Raw genomic sequence first — 16,865 nt, 5'->3', positions numbered from 1 at the left:
GTTGTCTCCGAAGGTGTTGAAAAAAAAGATCAGCGCAGGGGGTGGATGGTCTGCGCCAGCGCCCAGGCCTGTTCGGCCAGCGGGCGTGCGCGCTTGCCGGTTTCCACGGCACTGGCGTTGGAGGCGTTGCCCTGCTGGGCGCGTTTGGCAATGCCCTGCAAGATGCCCACCAGACGGAACATGTTGAACACCAGGTAATAGTTCCATTCCTGAGCGGGAACGGCCGTGGTGCGGCCCGTGCGTTTCAGGTAGGTGTTCAGGTAGTGGGCTTCATCAGGAATGCCGAGGGCTGCAACATCCACGCCAGCCAGGCCGCGTGAGCTGGCCGACATGCACCAGACCATGCAGTGGTAGGCAAAGTCGACCAGAGGATCGCCCAGGGTGGACAGTTCCCAGTCCAGCACGGCCAAAATCCGTGGCTCGCTGGGGTGGAAGATGACGTTGTCCAGCCGGTAGTCGCCGTGCACGATGCGTGTCTGGCCCTCCGCCGGCATGTGGCGCGGCAGCCAGTCGATCAGGCGATCGGCGGCCTCGATGGGTTCGGTCTCGGCCGCCTTGTATTGGCGTGTCCAGCGTGCCACCTGACGCTCCAGATAAGCACCGGGTCGGCCGTAGTCGCCCAGGTGCACTGCGGCAGGGTCGATGCGGTGCAGCGCCGCCTGTACGCGGTTGAGTTCGTCAAAGATGGCCGAGCGCTCGCCAGGGTCGATACCGGGCAGGGTGGGGTCCCAGAAGATGCGGCCTTCCACATGGTCCATCACATAGAAAGCCGATCCGATGACGTCCGGGTCTTCGCACAGCGCATGGGCGCGGGCCACGGGCACATCGGTGTTGGCCAGGGCCTGGATCACGCGAAACTCCCGGTCCACCGCATGGGCCGAGGGCAGCAGCTCGCCCATGGGTTTGCGCCGCAGCACGTAGCGTCGCCCACCGGCGGTCAGCAAGAAGGTGGGGTTGGATTGCCCACCTTTGAATTGCGCCACGTCCAGTGTGCCGCTGAAGCCGGGCACATGGGACTGCATCCAGGCCGCCAGCCGGGCTTCGTCAAAGCGCTGGGCTGGGGCCACCGGCTGGGTGCCGGTGAAAAGGGCTTGGACTTGGCTCATGTTCAGATGGCCGAAGCCCCGCCGTCCACCGCGATGTACTGCCCGGTGATGTGGCGCGAGGCCTCACTGGCGAGGAACACCACCGAACCCATCAGGTCTTCTTCGCCGCCCAGACGCTGAAGCGGTGTGCGCGCGGTCACGGCATCGCCGATCTTGTCGAGCAATCCCTCCGACATTTTGGAAGGAAAGAAGCCCGGGCAGATGGCGTTGACGTTGATGTTGTAGCGCCCCCACTCGCTGGCCAGGGCGCGCGTGAAATTGATGGCAGCGGCCTTGGAGGTGTTGTAGGCCACGGTGTGCACGCCAGGGCCCATGCCCTTGAGGCCAGCCACGGAAGCAATGGTGATGATCTTGCCGCGTTGGCGCGGGATCATGCAACGCTTGCCGACTTCACGCGACAGGAAGAAGGGCGCGTTGATGTTGAGGTTCATCACCTTGTGCCAGGCTTCGTCGGGATAGTCTTCGGCGGGGGCGCCCCAGGTGGCACCGGCGTTGTTGATGAGGATGTCGATGGGCCCGAGGCCGGCGATCACTTCGTCCACCAGCGCCGGGATTCGGTCGGTCTTTTGCAGGTCGCTGACCACCGTGAGCACCCGGATGCCCAGGCCCTCCAGATGGGTCTTGGCCGCGGCCAGTTCGTCGGCCTTGCGCGCGCTGATGGCGACGCTGCAGCCCATCTCGCCCAAAGCCTGGGCCATTTGCAGACCCAGACCGCGGGAGCCTCCTGTGACCAAGGCAACTTGGCCATCCAATCGGAAAAGTTTGGCGACGCTCATGTTCAGCACACCTCGAACAGACCGGCTGCACCCTGGCCACCACCGATGCACATGGTCACCACCACATACTTGGCACCACGGCGCTTGCCTTCGATCAGTGCGTGACCGGTCAGGCGTGAACCGCTCACGCCGTAGGGATGGCCCACGGCGATCGCGCCGCCGTTGACGTTGAGCAACTCGTCGGGAATGCCCAGCTTGTCGCGGCTGTAGAGCACTTGGCAGGCAAACGCTTCGTTGAGTTCCCACAGGCCGATGTCTTCCACTTTCAAGCCAGCGCGCTGCAGCAGACGCGGCACCGCGAACACCGGGCCGATGCCCATTTCGTCGGGTTCGCAACCGGCAATGGCAAAGCCGCGGAAGATCCCCAGCGGCTGCAGGCCCAGTTGTTCGGCCCGTTTGCTGTTCATGACCACGCAAGCCGAGGCCCCATCGGAGAACTGGCTGGCGTTTCCGGCAGTGACCACACCGCCGGGCAGGGCCGAGCGGATTTTCTGCACGGCCTCGAGCGTCGTGTCGGGGCGGATGCCCTCGTCGCTGTCAATCGTCACTTCGCGCTTGGTGATGCGGCCTGTGGCCTTGTCCACCACGCCCATGGTGGTCGTCATGGGCACGATCTCGTCCTTGAACAAGCCGGCCGCCTGAGCGGCGGCTGCGCGCTGCTGGCTGCGCACACCGTATTCGTCCTGAGCCAGTTTGCTGATGTTGTAGCGCTTGGCCACGGTCTCGGCGGTCTGCAGCATGCTCCAGTACAGCTCGGGCTTGTGCTCGACCAGCCAGGGATCGCGGCGCATGTGGGTATTGGTCTCGTTTTGGACGCAGCTGATGCTTTCCACGCCACCGGCCACGATGGCGGTGCAGCCCTCCACCATCACGCGCTGCGCGGCCATGGCAATGGTCTGCAGGCCGGAGGAACAAAAGCGGTTCACGCTCACGCCGCCCACGGTGATGGGCAGGCCTGCACGCAAGGCGATGGCGCGGGCGACGTTGCCCCCAGTGGTGCCTTCGGCCAGGGAACCGCCCATGATGCAGTCCTCGATTTCGTTCGGGTCAAGCCCCGAGCGGGCCACGGCGTGTTGTACCGCGTGGCCGCCCAGCGTGGCGCCATAGGTCATGTTGAATGCGCCCTTCCAGCTCTTGGCCAGTCCGGTGCGCGCGGTGGAAACGATCACAGCATCGATCATGTTTTTTCTCCTCTATATATGGGGTGCTTCAGGCGAAGGTCCGGCCTTCTTCGGCCAGTTTCAGAAGCAGTGGGGCGGGTTGCCACCAGTCGAAAGCGCCTGGCTCGGCGGCGAAGTCGCGCAGCGTGCGCACGACGTTGAACAGGCCCATTTCGTTGGCATAGCACAGGGGGCCACCACGGTGCGCCGGGAATCCATAGCCGTTGAGGTAGACCAGATCCACGTCGGACGCGCGCACGGCAATGCCTTCTTCCAGGATGCGTGCTCCCTCGTTGACCAGGGCAAAAATGCAGCGCTGCACCACTTCTTCGTCGCTGATCTTGCGTGGCGTGATGCCACGCTCGGCACGGTACTGGGCCAGCAGCTCGTCGACCACCGGATCGGGCAGGGCGTCGCGCACGCCGGGCGCATAGCGGTACCAGCCGGCGCCCGTTTTCTGGCCGAAGCGGCCGAGCTCGCACAGCTTGTCAGCCACGGTGGGCTCATGCGGCACGCCGGCTTCGGCGGCCTTGCGCTTGCGCGTTGCCCAGCCGATGTCCAGGCCCGCCAGATCGCCCATGCGGAAGGGGCCCATGGCAACTCCGAAGCGCTCCATCGCCTTGTCGATCTGCTGCGGTGAGGCTCCGGCCACGACCAGCGCGTTGGCGGCTGCGCCGTAGCGCGCCACCATGCGGTTGCCGATGAAGCCATCGCACACGCCTGACACGACAGAAATCTTGCGGATTTTCTTGCCCAGGGCCAAGGCGGTGGCCATCACGTCCTTGGCCGTCTTTTCGCCACGCACGATCTCCAACAGTTTCATCACGTTGGCCGGGCTAAAGAAATGCAGGCCCAGCACGTCCTGCGGGCGGCTAGTGAAGCTGGCGATCTTGTTGATGTCCAGATAAGAGGTGTTGGAGGCCAGGATGGCGCCAGGCTTGCACACGGCGTCGAGCTGACGGAACACCTTTTCCTTGACGTCCATTTGCTCGAAGACGGCTTCGATCACCAGGTCCACCGTTTTGAAGGCCGCGTAATCCAGCGTCGGGGTGATGAGGCCCATTCGCTGTTCCACCTGCTCTGCGGTCAGCTTGCCTCGCTTGGCGCTGTTTTCATAGTTGCGGCGGATCGTGCCCAGGCCGCGGTCCAGTGCTTCCTGGCTGGTTTCCAGCAGCACCACAGGCAAGCCTGCGTTCAGGAAGTTCATGGTGATGCCGCCGCCCATGGTGCCAGCGCCGATGACGCCGACTTGCGCGATGGGGCGCAGCGGCGTGTCTGACGGCACATCCGGCAGCTTGCCAGCGGCGCGCTCGGCTGCAAACACATGGCGTGCAGCGCGAGACTCGGGGGTGCTCATCAGGGCAAAGAAGGCAGCGCGCTCGCGCTTGAGGCCTTCGTCGAACGGCTGCGTCACGCTGTCGGCCACCGCTTCCATGCAGGCCAGCGGTGCAGGCATGCCCTTGGCTGCGGCCTTCACGCTGTTGCGTGCGAATTGCAAGAAGGCATCGGCGCCCGCCGTGGGCAGCTTGACATCGCGCAGGCGACGCAAGGTGCGCTTGTCGGCCACCACCTGCTGGGCCAGCGCTACCGCGGCGGCCACCACATCGCTGTCCACCACGCTGTCGAGCAGGTCGGTGCCTGCGAATGTGGCTGCTTTTTGCGGTGTGCCGGAAACGATCATCTGGAGCGCGGCCTCCACGCCAATCGCGCGGGGCAGACGTTGGGTGCCGCCAGCGCCCGGCAGCAGGCCGAGCTTGACTTCGGGCAGACCGAGGGTGGCGTCCTTGCGGGCCACTCTGAAGTGGCAACCCAAGGCCAGTTCAAGGCCACCGCCCAGGGCATGACCGGCGATGGCGGCCACGACAGGCTTGCTGGCGTTTTCGAGAGCGCGGATCACGTCCGGCAGGTTCGGTGACATCGAAGACTTGGGAGTGCCGAACTCGCGCACGTCGGCACCGCCGGAAAATAACTGTTCGCCACCGGTCAGGACCACAGCGGTGACCGCCGGATCGGCCAAAGCGCTGTCCAGTGCGGTCACGATGCCGCTGCGCAGTGCATGTCCCAGACCGTTGACGGGCGGGTTGTTCATGGTGAGCACGGCCACTGGGCCTTGCAGGGTGTAGGTCACCGGATTCATGGTGGGGTCTCCGTTTCGAAAGTTAAATGGAAAGGGTAATTTTTGGATTTCGATCTGCATTGCAGAACACAGTTTTGAAATTGAAGCGATAATACCCCCGAAACAGCTCAACCACAATCCCATGAACGCCCCACTCATTGCACGCCGCGACCTCGACTTTCAACTCTATGAAGTGCACAACGCCTCGGATTTGACGAGTCACCCGCGTTACAGCGACCACAGCCGCGAAACCTTCGATGCCGTGATCGACACCGCCACCCGGATGGCCGAAACCCTGTTTGCACCGCACAACCGTCTGGCGGACGAGCAAGAGCCGCAGGTGGTGAATGGCCGCGTGGTGCTGGCAGAGGGGGTTCAGGCGGCGGTGCGTGCTTACTGCGACGCTGGTTTCTTGTCGGCCACCGCCGACGAAGCCGCAGGGGGCATGCAGTTGCCGGTGCTGGTGGCTCAGGCCTGCCTGTCCGTGTTTCGCAGCGCGAACGTGGCCACCACTTCGTATGTGGGCCTGACCTCATCGAACGCCAACGTGATCGAGAAATTCGGTAGCGAACTGCAAAAAGCGCGCTACCTGGAGGCGCTGCGCAGTGGCCGCTTTTTTGGCACCATGGCCCTGACCGAGCCGCAGGCGGGCTCGGGTTTGAGCGACCTCAAGACCAGCGCCACCCCCATGGGCGAAGGCCGCTACCGCATCAAGGGCCAGAAGATTTTCATTTCCGGCGGCGACCACGAACTGAGCGAGAACATCGTGCACCTCGTGCTGGCACGCCTGCCGGACGCGCCCCCCGGCGTCAAGGGCATCTCGCTGTTCACGGTGCCCAAGTTCCACACTGACGAGCAGGGCCGCGTGGGTGAACGCAACGATGTGGCGCTGGCCGGACTGATCCACAAGTGCGGCTGGCGGGGCACCACCTCGACCATGCTCTCCTTTGGCGAGAACGATGCTTGCGTCGGTGAAATGGTGGGTCGCCCCAACGAGGGCCTGGCCTGCATGTTCCACATGATGAACGAGGCGCGCATCGGCGTGGGGATGGGGGCCATCATGCTGGGCTACCGCGGCTATCTGGCCTCGCTGAAATACGCACGCGAACGCCTGCAGGGGCGGGCACCGGACAACAAGGACCCGCTGTCGCCTCCTCTGCCTTTGGTGGCCCATGCCGACGTGCGCCGCATGCTGCTGGCGCAGAAGGCCTATGTGGAAGGGGCCTACAGCCTGGCCCTGTACGCCGCGCGGCTGGTGGACGAACAGCGCACGTCATTGAGCGATGAAGAACGCGGCGAGCGCAGTCTGCTGCTGGAGTTGCTGACGCCGGTGGTCAAGTCCTGGCCTTCACAGTGGTGTCTGGAGGCCAATTCACTGGCCATCCAGATCCTGGGCGGTTACGGCTACACGCGCGAGTTTCCGGTGGAACAGTACTGGCGCGACAACCGCCTGAACATGATCCATGAGGGCACGCACGGCATCCAGGCGCTGGATCTGCTGGGCCGTAAGGTGGTCATGAAAGACGGGGCCGCACTGGCCGCCATGGGTCGGGTTGTTCAAGCGACCATGGCACAGGCGCAAGGGAGCGCCACCTTGGCACCGATGGCCCAGGCGCTGCAGCACGCATGGCACGATGTGATGGACTCGGTGCAGGCGCTGCGTCCACAACTGCACAGCGAGCGCGAAGCTGTGCTGGCCAACGCCCACCTCTTTCTCGAAGCTTTTGGCCACACAGTGCTGGCTTGGACCTGGCTGCGCCAGGCCCTCGTGGCGCAGCATGCGCTGGACAAAGGGGTGGATGCCACCGACGAAGCGTTTTACCGTGGCAAGCTGCAGGCGGCCCAGTGGTTCTTCCGCTGGGAGTTGCCCAAGGTGACCGCGCAGCTGGCTTTGCTGCGCACGATGGACGACAGCCACCGCGCCATGCGCGATGCGTGGTTCTGATGCAAGGAGGCACAACCGTGAACGATGTGGCCATTCCAGAGGGGTTTCGTCTCCATGTCCATAAGGGGGCGTCGTACTTCCAGACCTTGGGAGATCTGTATGTGCGTGAACGGCCAGATGGTTTGGTGGTGATCGGACTGTACGTGTCGCCACAGCACTGCAACCGGCTGGGCATTCCCCATGGCGGCATGCTGGCCACGCTGGCCGATACGGCACTGGGCATGGGCTTGCACCTGGCGCGCCGCACGCGCGCGACCATGGTGACGGTTAACCTGAGCCTGGACTATCTGGCTGCTGCCAAAGTCGGCGAGTGGCTGGAGGCGCATGTCACACCGCGCCGCCTGGGCAGGCAACTGGCTTTTGGTGACTGTGTGCTGCGGGTGGGTGAGCGCGAGGTCTTGCGGGCCACCGGTATCTTTTCCGTCGTGTCTCGTGCTGCACATGTCACCGAGTCTGACGGATGAGTGCCGATTTCATTGCGGCAGCGCATCTTCGATGGCACGCACCAAATCAAGCAGCTTGGGTCTGACTTCGTTGATCAGAAACTCGGGCGTGAGGTTGTACGATGGCCCACCGACGTTGATAGCCATGATGGGCAGACCATTGCCCGGATCGAAGGCCCGAGCAATGCCGTTGACTTCCTTGTTCCAGTCGCCAAACGAGCATGTCACACCCAGCGTGCGGTAGTCTTCCATCGCCTTGTTCACGCCGGCCTGCATGCCAGGCCAGGCCTTTACATCAAGTTCACGGGCCTGGGCCAGTGCCTGCTCGCGATCGGAATCGGACGCGGCGGCCAGCCAAGCCCTGCCGATGGCAGAGGCGACCAGTGGCATGCGCGAACCCACGTCCAACGTGAGGGTGAGCGCGGCGTTGCTGCGACAGTGTTCCACGTAAATCATTGAGAGCTTGTCGCGAACACCAAGTGACACTGAGGTGCCCGTGAGATTCGCCAGTTCCTGCATCAAAGGGTGTGCGATCTTGCGCACATCCAGCTTGGCCAGCAGGGCGCTGCCCAGCGCCAGGCAGGCCGTACCCAAACGGTAACGCCCGCTTTCTTCAATATGGATCAGGTAGCCGAGTTTGGTGAGCGTCATGGTTAGACGCGACACCGTGGACTTGGGCAGTTTGCAGCGCAGCGCCAGCTCCTGATTGCTCAAGGTGGTTTCACCATGGCGAAAGCAGGCCAGGACTTCGAGGCCTCGGGCAAGCGCCGTCACAAAGTGACGGTCTTCCTTGGGTTTGTGATCGGTGCTGGCGCGTTTGGGACGGATGGCCTGTCCACCAGAGTTGGCTTCTGACGCCTCGATGGCCGGTTGGGCGGTAGCTGCGCTCACGATGGAACCTCATTCTGCAAATCGAGACAGGACTGTACCCCAGATTGTTCTAAGTGTGCTGACACTCTGACCGCCTGGGGCTTGGCCATGCGCTCGCCAGCTGCTGCCTGCACGGGCAGGTCAGACATAGCGGCGCGAAACCATCTCCGCCATGCAGGCGGGTTTGTCACTGCCCTCAACCTCCACCTGCGCTTGCCAGATGACCTGCGCGCCGCCGGGCAGAACCTCGTAGGATTGCAGGGTGAAGTGGGCACGGATGCGGGCATCCACCCGGACCGGTGCCATGAAGCGCACCCGGTTGAGGCCATAGTTCACGGCCATGCGGGTCCCTTGCACCGTGATGCAGCTCTGAGACAGGCCTGGCAAGAGTGACAGCGTCAGGTAACCGTGTGCGATGGTCGTACCGTAAGGCGACTCGCGGCGGGCACGTTCTGTATCGAGGTGGATCCACTGCAGGTCGCCGGTGACTTCGGCAAACTGCTGGATGCGCTCCTGGGAAATGGTCAACCAGTCGCTGATGGCCAGGGTCTTGCCCACATGGCCGGCCAGTTCATCCAGGCAAGAGGCTTCAAAGGTTTGCATGATGACTTCTTTCAGAGTGCGCCAGTCAGTTCAGGCACCGCAGCAAACAGATCGGCTTCGAGGCCAAAATCGGCCACGCTGAAAATCGGCGCTTCAGGGTCCTTGTTGATCGCCACGATCACTTTGGAGTCCTTCATACCCGCCAAGTGCTGGATCGCGCCCGAGATGCCGCAAGCGACATACAGCTGAGGTGCGACGATCTTGCCGGTCTGGCCGACCTGCAGGTCGTTGGCCGCGTAACCGGCATCGACCGCTGCGCGGCTTGCGCCAATGGCCGCGCCCAGCTTGTCGGCCAGCGGGGTCATCACTTCGTTGAACTTCTCGCTGCTGCCCAGGGCACGGCCACCCGAGACGATGATCTTGGCGGCCGTGAGTTCGGGGCGGTCGTTCTTGGCGATCTCGCTGCCCTTGAAGCTGCTCTTGCCGCTGTCTGCTTGCGCGGCTGCGGATTCGACGGCAGCGCTGCCACCTGTGGCGGCTGCGGCGTCAAAGCCTGTGGTGCGCACGGTGATGACTTTGGTGGCGTCGGTGGACTGCACCGTGGCCATGGCGTTACCGGCGTAGATCGGGCGCTCAAAGGTGTCGGCCGAATCGACTTTGGTCACGTCGCTGATCTGGGCCACGTCCAGCTTGGCCGCCACGCGGGGGGCGACGTTCTTGCCAGCGGCAGTGGCGGGAAACAGGATGTGGCTGTAATTGGCAGCGATGGCAATCACCTGGGCTGCGACGTTTTCGGCCAGGCCGTGGGCCAGGCTTTCGCTGTCGGCATGGATCACTTTGGCCACGCCGGCGATTTGCGCAGCAGCGGCAGCCGCAGCGCCTGAGTTGTGGCCAGCCACCAGCACATGCACATCACCACCGCAAGCGGCAGCGGCGGTGATGGTGTTGAGGGTCGCGCCCTTGATGGATGCGTTGTCGTGTTCGGCAATGACGAGAGAAGTCATGATGGTTGAGCGTTAAGCGTTAAGCGTTAGGGGTTGAGCGTTGGGCGTCAGGGGTTGGGCGTTAAGGTTTGGGCGTTGAGCGTCAGGGGTTGAGGGTTGAGCGCCAGAGACTGCATACAGCGCATTGGGCATTGCTTTGAGCTTTTCACGCTGAACACCCAACGCTCAACGCTGCACCTCAAATGACCTTGGCCACGTTCTTGAGTTTGTCCACCAGCGTGGCGACATCGGGCACCTTGATGCCAGCGCTGCGCTTGGCAGGCTCTGCCACTTTGAGGGTCTTGATGCGCGGCGTCACATCCACCCCGAAGTCTTCGGGCTTGAAGGTGTCCATCGGCTTTTTCTTGGCCTTCATGATGTTGGGCAGCGTCACGTAGCGTGGCTCGTTCAGGCGCAGGTCGGTGGTGATGACCGCAGGCAAGGTCAAGGTCAGGGTTTCCAGACCGCCGTCGATTTCGCGAGTCACGTTGGCTTTGCCGTCGATTACTTCGATTTTGGAAGCAAAGGTGGCCTGGGGGAGATCGGCCAGCGCAGCCAGCATCTGTCCGGTCTGGTTGCAGTCGTCGTCGATAGCCTGCTTGCCCAGAATGATCAGTCCCGGATGCTCTTTGTCGACCAATGCCTTGAGCAATTTCGCCACGGCCAAGGGCTGTAATTCAACATCCGATTCGATCAGAATGGCCCGGTCAGCGCCAATGGCCATGGCGGTGCGCAGCACTTCCTGACATTGCGACATACCGCACGACACCACGATCACTTCGGTGGCCACGCCTTTTTCTTTCAGGCGCACGCCTTCTTCGACAGCGATCTCGTCAAAGGGGTTCATGCTCATCTTGACGTTGGCGATGTCCACACCGCTGTTGTCACTCTTGACGCGGACCTTGACGTTGTAGTCCACCACCCGTTTGACGGGAATGAGAATTTTCATGGGAATCTCCTGAAGCAGGTTCAATATAAAAAAGGATGGGTTCGTTCATGGCACTGGGGTTTGCAGGCGCTCGCGCAGTTCGCGCTTGAGTACCTTGCCGATCGCGCTGCGTGGCAGTTCGTCGATGAATTGCACAGCGGCCAGTCTTTGTGTCTTGCCGGATTGGGCGTTGTGCCACGCCATGAGCTGGACCTCTTCGGTGGCATGGCCCGCACGCCGCACGACGAAAGCCACAGGCGTTTCACCCCATTGCACCGAGGGCACACCCACCACGGCCACATCGTCCACGGCGGGGTGTTGGCGCAGCAGGGCTTCGAGGTCGCTGGGGTAGATGTTGAAACCGCCGCTGATGACCATGTCCTTGCGGCGGTCCATCAGCACGAGGAAACCGTCTTCATCGAAGCGGCCCACATCGCCCGTACGGATGAAGCGCTGACCGGCGGCATCGAACCATTCGACTTCACGGGTTTTGGCGGGTTGCCGGTGGTAGCCTGCCATCATGGCGCCCGAACGGCCGACCACCTCGCCCATCGCGCCCGCAGGCAGCTCGTGGCCTTCTTCGTCGATGAGCCGAATGTCGTGACCCGGCGCCGGCTGACCCACGGTGTGCAGCTTGTTGGGGTGTTCGTGCGCATTCAGGATGCATGTCCCACCGCCTTCGGTCATGCCGTAGAACTCCACCAGCCCGCCGGGCCAGCGGGCCAGCACATCGGCCTTGATCGTGGCCTGAAAGGGGGCACTCGTGCAGAACTTCATGTGGAAGGCCGACAAGTCATATCGCTCGAATTCCGGCAGCGCCATGATGCGCTGGTACTGCACCGGCACCAGCATGGTGTGGGTGATGCGCTTGGCGGCGGCGGTTTCAAGGTAGCGGTGTGCGTCGAATTTGGACATCAGGTGCACGCACCCACCGAACGCGAGGGTGGGGAAAAACACCACCAGGGTGGTGTTGGAGTACAGCGGCGTGGACAAGAGCGTCCGGGTTTGCGTGCTGTAGCCGTAGCGTGCGCCGCGGCAAACGTGTTGCCAGCGCATGCCATGTGATTGCACGATGCCCTTGGGGGTGCCTGTGGTGCCCGAGGAATAGATGATGTTGAAAGTGGCCTCGGCTGGCACGTCCACAGCTTGTGGCGCAACGCCTGCGGGGGCCAGCCAGTCGTCAAAAGCCGGTCCGGCCTCCGATCCTGGATCTGCTGCCGCATCCAACCAGACCACGGTCACACCGGGTGGCAACAATTCGCGCGTGCGGGTGTCGGCGAACATGCGTTGGGCCTGCGCATCGTGCACCATCTGCGCCAGACTCTCGGCCGTGACCGAGGGGGCCATGGGCGCCACCACCACCCCGGCGCGCAGAGCGCCGAGGTAGAGGGCCGCGTAGCGCACAGAGTTCTGGGCGCAAATCGCGATGGCGTCGCCTGGGTGCAAACCGTCGCGCTGCAGCGCAGCGGCCACGCGGTCCATCAGGCGGTCGAGCGCTTGCCAGCTCAGGGCCTGCTGCTCATCACACATCGCAGGTTCATCGGGCCGCTCACGGGCGTGCTCGCGCACCAGCTGGGTGATGGTGCAGAAAGGCGATTCAGGTGTGATGGCTTGGGGCATGGTGCTGGCGAATTCAGTGAGGGGCCAGCGCAATATACCGAGCCAGGTGATGGTCCTCGTCACCGAGCTGGTGATCGATCATCACGAGGCGCTTGGCGTAGTGCGTCATGGGCAGCTCCCAAGTCATGCCGATGCCACCGTGCATCTGAATGCTTTCTTCAGCGACCAGGGTGCCGATGCGACCGATGGAAAACTTGGCCGCCGAGATCGCGCGTTCACGCGTGATGCGATCGGCTTGCATCGCAGCGGCCGCATTGATGACGGCCGAGCGCGCCTGCTCGATTTCCAGCAGCACATCGGCCATGCGGTGTTGCAGAGCCTGAAAGCTGCCGATGGGCACGCCAAACTGTTTTCGGGTGCGCAGGTATTCCAGCGTCATTTGCTTGGCCACGTCCATGACACCGACAGCTTCGGCGCAGAGCGCCAGCAGGCCCCAGGCCACGGCTTGCTCCAGCACGGCAAAACCCTGTCCTTCGGCACCCAACATGGCTGATGCGGGCAATTGCACTTGCTTGAAGGTCAGCTCTGCGGCGCGACCACCGTCCACACGGCCATAACCTTGACGGCTCAGGCCGACAGCGTCGCTCGGCACCAGGAACAGCGAAATGCCAGCTTCGTCGTCTGCAGCGCCGCTGGTGCGTGCACTGACCAGGAAAAGTCCGGCGCGCTCGGCGTGGATGACCACGCCCTTGTGGCCGTCAAGGACATAAGCCTCACCCTCGCGCGTGGCCTTCAAAGTCACATGCGAGAGTTCGTAGTGGCCATCGGCCTCGTCGTGCGCAAGACTGGCCACCGTGCTGCCGTCCAGCAAGTTACCCAGCAGGGATTTTTGTGAGTCCGTTCCGGCCGACAGGATGGCGCGGCCGACGACGAGCGCGCCCAGGAAAGGTTCAATCACCAGGCCCTTGCCCAGGCTTTCGAAAACCACGGTCACGTCGAATGCGTCGCCGCCAAATCCGCCCACGGACTCGGGGAAGAGGGCGCCGATGGCACCCAATTCAGCCAGACCGTTCCAGACGGACTCGCTGTAGCCGATGGGAGAGGCCGCCGCCGCATGGCGTGCATCGATGGGGTATTGTTCTGCCAGATAGCGATCCAGCGTGTCGGCGAGCATGCGCCGGTCTTCGGTGTGTTCAAAGTTCATGTTCAGGCCTCACAGTCCGAGGATCATCTTGGAGATGATGTTTTTCTGGATTTCATTGGAGCCGCCAAAGATGGACAGCTTGCGGTAATTGAAATACTGCGCGGCGGCAGTTTTTGCTTCTGCGGGGCCAACCTGCGGCCCGTCGTAGTCGGCGTGCAAGGCGTCTTCGATGAACGGCAGGGCATAGGGCCCCATCGCCCGGCGCATCAGAGACAGCATCTCTTGCCGGATCTCGGTGCCACGGATCTTGAGCATGGAGCTCTCGGCGCCCGGCACACCGCCACCCGCCACCGCCGCGATCACGCGCAAGTTGGTGGTCTTCATGTTCTCCAGATCGATCTCCAACTTGGCCAGACGGGTGGCGAACAGGGGGTCTTGCAGCAAAGGTTTGCCCTTGTGCATCACACGCGAGGTGGCGATCTTGAGTTTTTCCAGTCCTGCCACCGAAAAGCCAACGCCGGCGATGTTGGTTCGCTCATAGGTCAGCAGGTATTTGGCGCAGGTCCAGCCCTTGTTTTCCTCGCCCACCAGGTTTTCCACGGGCACTTTCACGTCGGTGAAGAAGACTTCGTTGACTTCGTGCTCGCCGTCGAGCGTGATGATGGGGCGCACTTCCACGCCGGGCGAGTTCATGTCGACCAACAGAAAGCTGATGCCTTCCTGTTTCTTGGCGTCCTTGTCGGTGCGCACCAGGCAGAAGATCATGTTGGCATGCTGGCCCAGCGTGGTCCAGGTCTTCTGGCCGTTGACGATGTAGTGATCGCCCTGACGCACTGCGGTGGTTTTGACGCCCGCCAGATCGGAGCCTGCACCGGGCTCGGAATAGCCCTGACACCACCAGTCTTCACCACTGAGGATGCGAGGCAACCAGTAGCGTTTTTGCGCCTCGTTGCCGTACTTGATGAGCACGGGGCCGAGCATGCCGACCCCAAAAGGCACGATGCGAGGCGTGTGCGCGAGCGCGCATTCGAGTTCGAAGATGAACTTTTGGACAGCGCTCCAGCCGGGGCCGCCGTATTGCTCAGGCCAGTGGTTGGCCAGCCAGCCTTGGCGGTTGAGGATGGCGTGCCATTCCTCCACGTCGGCCTTGCTCAGCTGCAGGCCCTCACGAATTTGAGACGACAGACGTTCAGGAAGGTGCTGCTTCAGAAAGCTCTGCACTTCGGTGCGGAAAGCTTCTTCCTCGGGTGTAAAGGTCAGTTCCATGCGGAGTATCCTTTTAAAAATGGAATATAGTTCTGCAATGCAGATTATAAATCCATTTTGAGGATTGCCGTGAAAACACGCATCACAGAACTTTTTGGCATCGCGCACCCCATCGTCCAGGGGCATGCACTGCGTCGGCAAGGCAGCGCTTTCTTCTGCGGTGTCCAACGCGGGCGGCACAGTGGCGGGATGGATCCATGACATCCCTGGTATTCAGCTATTGGTGTCCCGCATCGTGAACGAAGCCAGTGCCCTGGTGGGCAAGCGCTTGCCTTGGGCGATGCAATCTTTCTAACCTTTCGAAAGCAACCGACATGACAAACGAAAACGAAGTTTTGTACCAAGTGGATGGCTATGTCGCCACCATCACCTTGAATCGACCAGAGCGGCTCAACGCCATCACGCGCACGATGCTTGACAGCCTGAGTGCGCGGCTGCTGCAGGCCAACCAGGACCCGCAGGTCCGTGCCATTGTCCTGACCGGTGCGGGCAAAGCATTTTGTGTGGGGTTGGACATCCAGGATGCGCTCCAGGGCGAGGGGATAGGCTCCGATGCTTCGGGCAGCAAGGTCCAGGTGAATCTGGACTTGCGCACCGCGCCGCCTACGGTTCTGCACAACCTCGACAAGCCGACCATCTGTCTTCTCAACGGTTCAGCAGCGGGATACGGGCTGGATCTGGCGCTGGGGTGTGACCTGCGCATCATGAGTCAGCAGGCCAAGTTATCGCCTGCCTTCGTCAAGCGGGGCGTGGTGCCGGAATCGGGCGGCACCTGGTACTTGCCGCGCATGCTGGGTTGGGCAAAGGCCGCACAAGTCATCTTCACAGGCAAGAACTTGGACCTGCAGCAAAGTCTGGATCTGGGCTTGGTGAACTTCGGCTTTTCAAACGAGGAGGAGAAGGCCCGTGCCATGTCGATCGTTGATGACATTTGCCAAAACGCACCACTCGCGGTGCAAAGTGCCAAGCGCCTGATGCGGATGGGCTTGTCCGAGGGCTTCAATGACCATGTGCACCATGTCTTTTTGCAGTTCCTGCAGCTGACACGCACAAAGGACTTCAAGGAAGGCATGCGCTCGTTCATGGAGAAGCGGCCGGCTCAGTTCATCGGTCAATGAAACTCTTCAAAGGAAAAAACACATGACATTGGATTTCAATGAATCTTCGCCTTTGTTGACTCGGCGTGATGGGGCTGTATTGATCCTGTCCAACAACAACACGGGTGCACGCAATGCGCTGACTGCCGGCTACTACGAGGCCATGACCGTTGCATTGCGGGAAGCTGCCACCGATCCCACAGTCGGCGCAGTCGTTCTGACGGGAGAGGGTGGGCATTTTTGTTCAGGTGGCGATCTGCGCAGACTGGCCAAAAGCCGGGAGTTAACGCAGGCACAACGGCGTGTGCGACTCGAAGGGCTGCACGACCTGATTCGGGCTGTGGGGGATTGCCCAAAGCCCGTGATTGCTGCAGTCGAAGGCGCTGCTGCCGGCGCAGGACTGTCCCTGGCAATGGCCTGTGACATGCTGGTGACGGCCAAAAATGCAGTGTTCTCTGTCGCCTACGTCAAGGTCGGTTTGACGCCTGATGGCGGCGCCACCGCCTTCCTGGCGGAATTCGTATCGCGTCAGGTCTTGACGGAGCTTTGCTTGACGGGTGAGCGCATCAGCGGCGAACGTATGCATGCCCTAGGGGCCGTCAATCGGCTGACAGAACCCGGCGATGCCTTGGCGCAGGCCTTGCTCCTGGCCAGGCAGTTGGCCACTGGGCCGCAACAGGCCATGGCCAGCATCAAGTCACTTTGTCGCAATGCTTATTTCCAAACGCTGGAAGAGCAACTGGAGCAGGAAGCACACTCGATGGTGCTTTCTCAGGAATCCGACGAGTCGCAGGAGGGCATCGGGGCCTTTCTGGAGAAGCGCCAGGTGGATTTTGTCAAGCTGCGACGGCCATAGATGCGTGTGGTGAGGGGGTGCCAGAAAAGCTTCCTTTTTTATGCCTGCGATAAACTGACTTTGTGTGCACGA

The 16,865-nt window shown here is 62.2% G+C and carries 15 protein-coding genes and 1 pseudogene; 5 read left to right on the top strand and 11 right to left on the bottom strand.

What is annotated here, in order from left to right; all coding sequences use genetic code 11:
- Positions 1 to 29 precede the first annotated feature (29 nt).
- From B9Z47_RS09955 to B9Z47_RS09940, 4 genes are read right to left on the bottom strand one after another with little or no spacing between them, the layout of a single operon-like run.
- Positions 30 to 1,106 carry a phosphotransferase gene (locus B9Z47_RS09955; protein ID WP_108331068.1) on the bottom strand — a complete coding sequence of 359 codons (1,077 nt, stop codon included), beginning with the start codon at positions 1,104 to 1,106 and terminating at the stop codon, positions 30 to 32.
- Between the two features lie 2 nt (positions 1,107 to 1,108).
- Positions 1,109 to 1,882, bottom strand: a complete 774-nt coding sequence (locus B9Z47_RS09950) for an SDR family oxidoreductase (RefSeq protein WP_108331067.1) — start codon at positions 1,880 to 1,882, stop codon at positions 1,109 to 1,111.
- A gap of 2 nt (positions 1,883 to 1,884) precedes the next feature.
- Entirely contained in the window at positions 1,885 to 3,063 is a 1,179-nt protein-coding gene (locus B9Z47_RS09945) for an acetyl-CoA C-acyltransferase (protein WP_108331066.1), read from the bottom strand.
- Positions 3,064 to 3,091: 28 nt separating this feature from the next.
- Positions 3,092 to 5,179, bottom strand: coding sequence for a 3-hydroxyacyl-CoA dehydrogenase NAD-binding domain-containing protein (locus B9Z47_RS09940; protein ID WP_108331212.1), 2,088 nt, complete (start codon positions 5,177 to 5,179; stop codon positions 3,092 to 3,094).
- Between the two features lie 121 nt (positions 5,180 to 5,300).
- Between B9Z47_RS09940 and B9Z47_RS09935 the strand changes: the two genes are divergently transcribed.
- Together B9Z47_RS09935 and B9Z47_RS09930 are read left to right on the top strand one after the other, a co-directional pair.
- Complete coding sequence (locus B9Z47_RS09935; RefSeq protein WP_108331065.1) at positions 5,301 to 7,103, top strand: acyl-CoA dehydrogenase; 1,803 nt, start codon at positions 5,301 to 5,303, stop codon at positions 7,101 to 7,103.
- Positions 7,104 to 7,120: 17 nt separating this feature from the next.
- Complete coding sequence (locus tag B9Z47_RS09930; RefSeq protein ID WP_158271666.1) at positions 7,121 to 7,567, top strand: PaaI family thioesterase; 447 nt, start codon at positions 7,121 to 7,123, stop codon at positions 7,565 to 7,567.
- A gap of 9 nt (positions 7,568 to 7,576) precedes the next feature.
- On the opposite strand, the gene B9Z47_RS09925 is transcribed toward B9Z47_RS09930, so the two are convergent.
- The 7 genes from B9Z47_RS09925 to B9Z47_RS09895 form a co-directional block, all read right to left on the bottom strand.
- Positions 7,577 to 8,374: an IclR family transcriptional regulator gene (locus tag B9Z47_RS09925; RefSeq protein WP_108331211.1), complete on the bottom strand. Its 798-nt coding sequence runs from the start codon at positions 8,372 to 8,374 to the stop codon at positions 7,577 to 7,579.
- Between the two features lie 183 nt (positions 8,375 to 8,557).
- A complete protein-coding gene (locus B9Z47_RS09920) occupies positions 8,558 to 9,019 on the bottom strand; it encodes a MaoC family dehydratase (protein ID WP_108331063.1) in 462 nt (153 codons plus the stop codon).
- Between the two features lie 11 nt (positions 9,020 to 9,030).
- Complete coding sequence (locus B9Z47_RS09915) at positions 9,031 to 9,963, bottom strand: electron transfer flavoprotein subunit alpha/FixB family protein (RefSeq protein WP_108331062.1); 933 nt, start codon at positions 9,961 to 9,963, stop codon at positions 9,031 to 9,033.
- Between the two features lie 178 nt (positions 9,964 to 10,141).
- On the bottom strand, positions 10,142 to 10,891 hold the full coding sequence (locus tag B9Z47_RS09910; protein WP_108331061.1) for an electron transfer flavoprotein subunit beta/FixA family protein: 750 nt from the start codon (positions 10,889 to 10,891) through the stop codon (positions 10,142 to 10,144).
- A gap of 45 nt (positions 10,892 to 10,936) precedes the next feature.
- Positions 10,937 to 12,490: a class I adenylate-forming enzyme family protein gene (locus B9Z47_RS09905; protein WP_108331060.1), complete on the bottom strand. Its 1,554-nt coding sequence runs from the start codon at positions 12,488 to 12,490 to the stop codon at positions 10,937 to 10,939.
- A 13-nt stretch (positions 12,491 to 12,503) separates the two neighbouring features.
- Entirely contained in the window at positions 12,504 to 13,634 is a 1,131-nt protein-coding gene (locus tag B9Z47_RS09900) for an acyl-CoA dehydrogenase family protein (protein ID WP_108331059.1), read from the bottom strand.
- 9 nt (positions 13,635 to 13,643) lie between these two features.
- A complete protein-coding gene (locus tag B9Z47_RS09895) occupies positions 13,644 to 14,840 on the bottom strand; it encodes an acyl-CoA dehydrogenase family protein (RefSeq protein ID WP_108331058.1) in 1,197 nt (398 codons plus the stop codon).
- Between the two features lie 69 nt (positions 14,841 to 14,909).
- Here B9Z47_RS09895 and B9Z47_RS19205 point away from each other — a divergent pair.
- The 3 genes and pseudogenes from B9Z47_RS19205 to B9Z47_RS09880 form a co-directional block, all read left to right on the top strand.
- Positions 14,910 to 15,018: pseudogene (locus tag B9Z47_RS19205) on the top strand (nitronate monooxygenase); the annotation flags it as partial.
- Positions 15,019 to 15,154: 136 nt separating this feature from the next.
- A complete protein-coding gene (locus B9Z47_RS09885) occupies positions 15,155 to 15,958 on the top strand; it encodes an enoyl-CoA hydratase/isomerase family protein (protein WP_108331057.1) in 804 nt (267 codons plus the stop codon).
- Positions 15,959 to 15,980: 22 nt separating this feature from the next.
- A complete protein-coding gene (locus tag B9Z47_RS09880; RefSeq protein WP_108331056.1) occupies positions 15,981 to 16,793 on the top strand; it encodes an oxepin-CoA hydrolase, alternative type in 813 nt (270 codons plus the stop codon).
- Positions 16,794 to 16,865: the final 72 nt, after the last annotated feature.

It is taken from the genome of Limnohabitans sp. 2KL-1 (genome assembly GCF_003063435.1).
In the GTDB taxonomy this organism is placed as follows: Bacteria; Pseudomonadota; Gammaproteobacteria; order Burkholderiales; family Burkholderiaceae_C; genus Limnohabitans_A.
This window is presented reverse-complemented; position numbering and strand designations above follow the sequence as displayed.

Coding starts and splice junctions, on each gene's coding strand:
- B9Z47_RS09905 (WP_108331060.1), bottom strand. CDS start 12,490: ATGCCCCAAGCCATCACACCTGAATCGCCTTTCTGCACCATCACCCAG.
- B9Z47_RS09915 (WP_108331062.1), bottom strand. CDS start 9,963: ATGACTTCTCTCGTCATTGCCGAACACGACAACGCATCCATCAAGGGC.
- B9Z47_RS09920 (WP_108331063.1), bottom strand. CDS start 9,019: ATGCAAACCTTTGAAGCCTCTTGCCTGGATGAACTGGCCGGCCATGTG.
- B9Z47_RS09880 (WP_108331056.1), top strand. CDS start 15,981: ATGACATTGGATTTCAATGAATCTTCGCCTTTGTTGACTCGGCGTGAT.
- B9Z47_RS09955 (WP_108331068.1), bottom strand. CDS start 1,106: ATGAGCCAAGTCCAAGCCCTTTTCACCGGCACCCAGCCGGTGGCCCCA.
- B9Z47_RS09895 (WP_108331058.1), bottom strand. CDS start 14,840: ATGGAACTGACCTTTACACCCGAGGAAGAAGCTTTCCGCACCGAAGTG.
- B9Z47_RS09935 (WP_108331065.1), top strand. CDS start 5,301: ATGAACGCCCCACTCATTGCACGCCGCGACCTCGACTTTCAACTCTAT.
- B9Z47_RS09950 (WP_108331067.1), bottom strand. CDS start 1,882: ATGAGCGTCGCCAAACTTTTCCGATTGGATGGCCAAGTTGCCTTGGTC.
- B9Z47_RS09945 (WP_108331066.1), bottom strand. CDS start 3,063: ATGATCGATGCTGTGATCGTTTCCACCGCGCGCACCGGACTGGCCAAG.
- B9Z47_RS09900 (WP_108331059.1), bottom strand. CDS start 13,634: ATGAACTTTGAACACACCGAAGACCGGCGCATGCTCGCCGACACGCTG.
- B9Z47_RS09885 (WP_108331057.1), top strand. CDS start 15,155: ATGACAAACGAAAACGAAGTTTTGTACCAAGTGGATGGCTATGTCGCC.
- B9Z47_RS09910 (WP_108331061.1), bottom strand. CDS start 10,891: ATGAAAATTCTCATTCCCGTCAAACGGGTGGTGGACTACAACGTCAAG.
- B9Z47_RS09940 (WP_108331212.1), bottom strand. CDS start 5,179: ATGAATCCGGTGACCTACACCCTGCAAGGCCCAGTGGCCGTGCTCACC.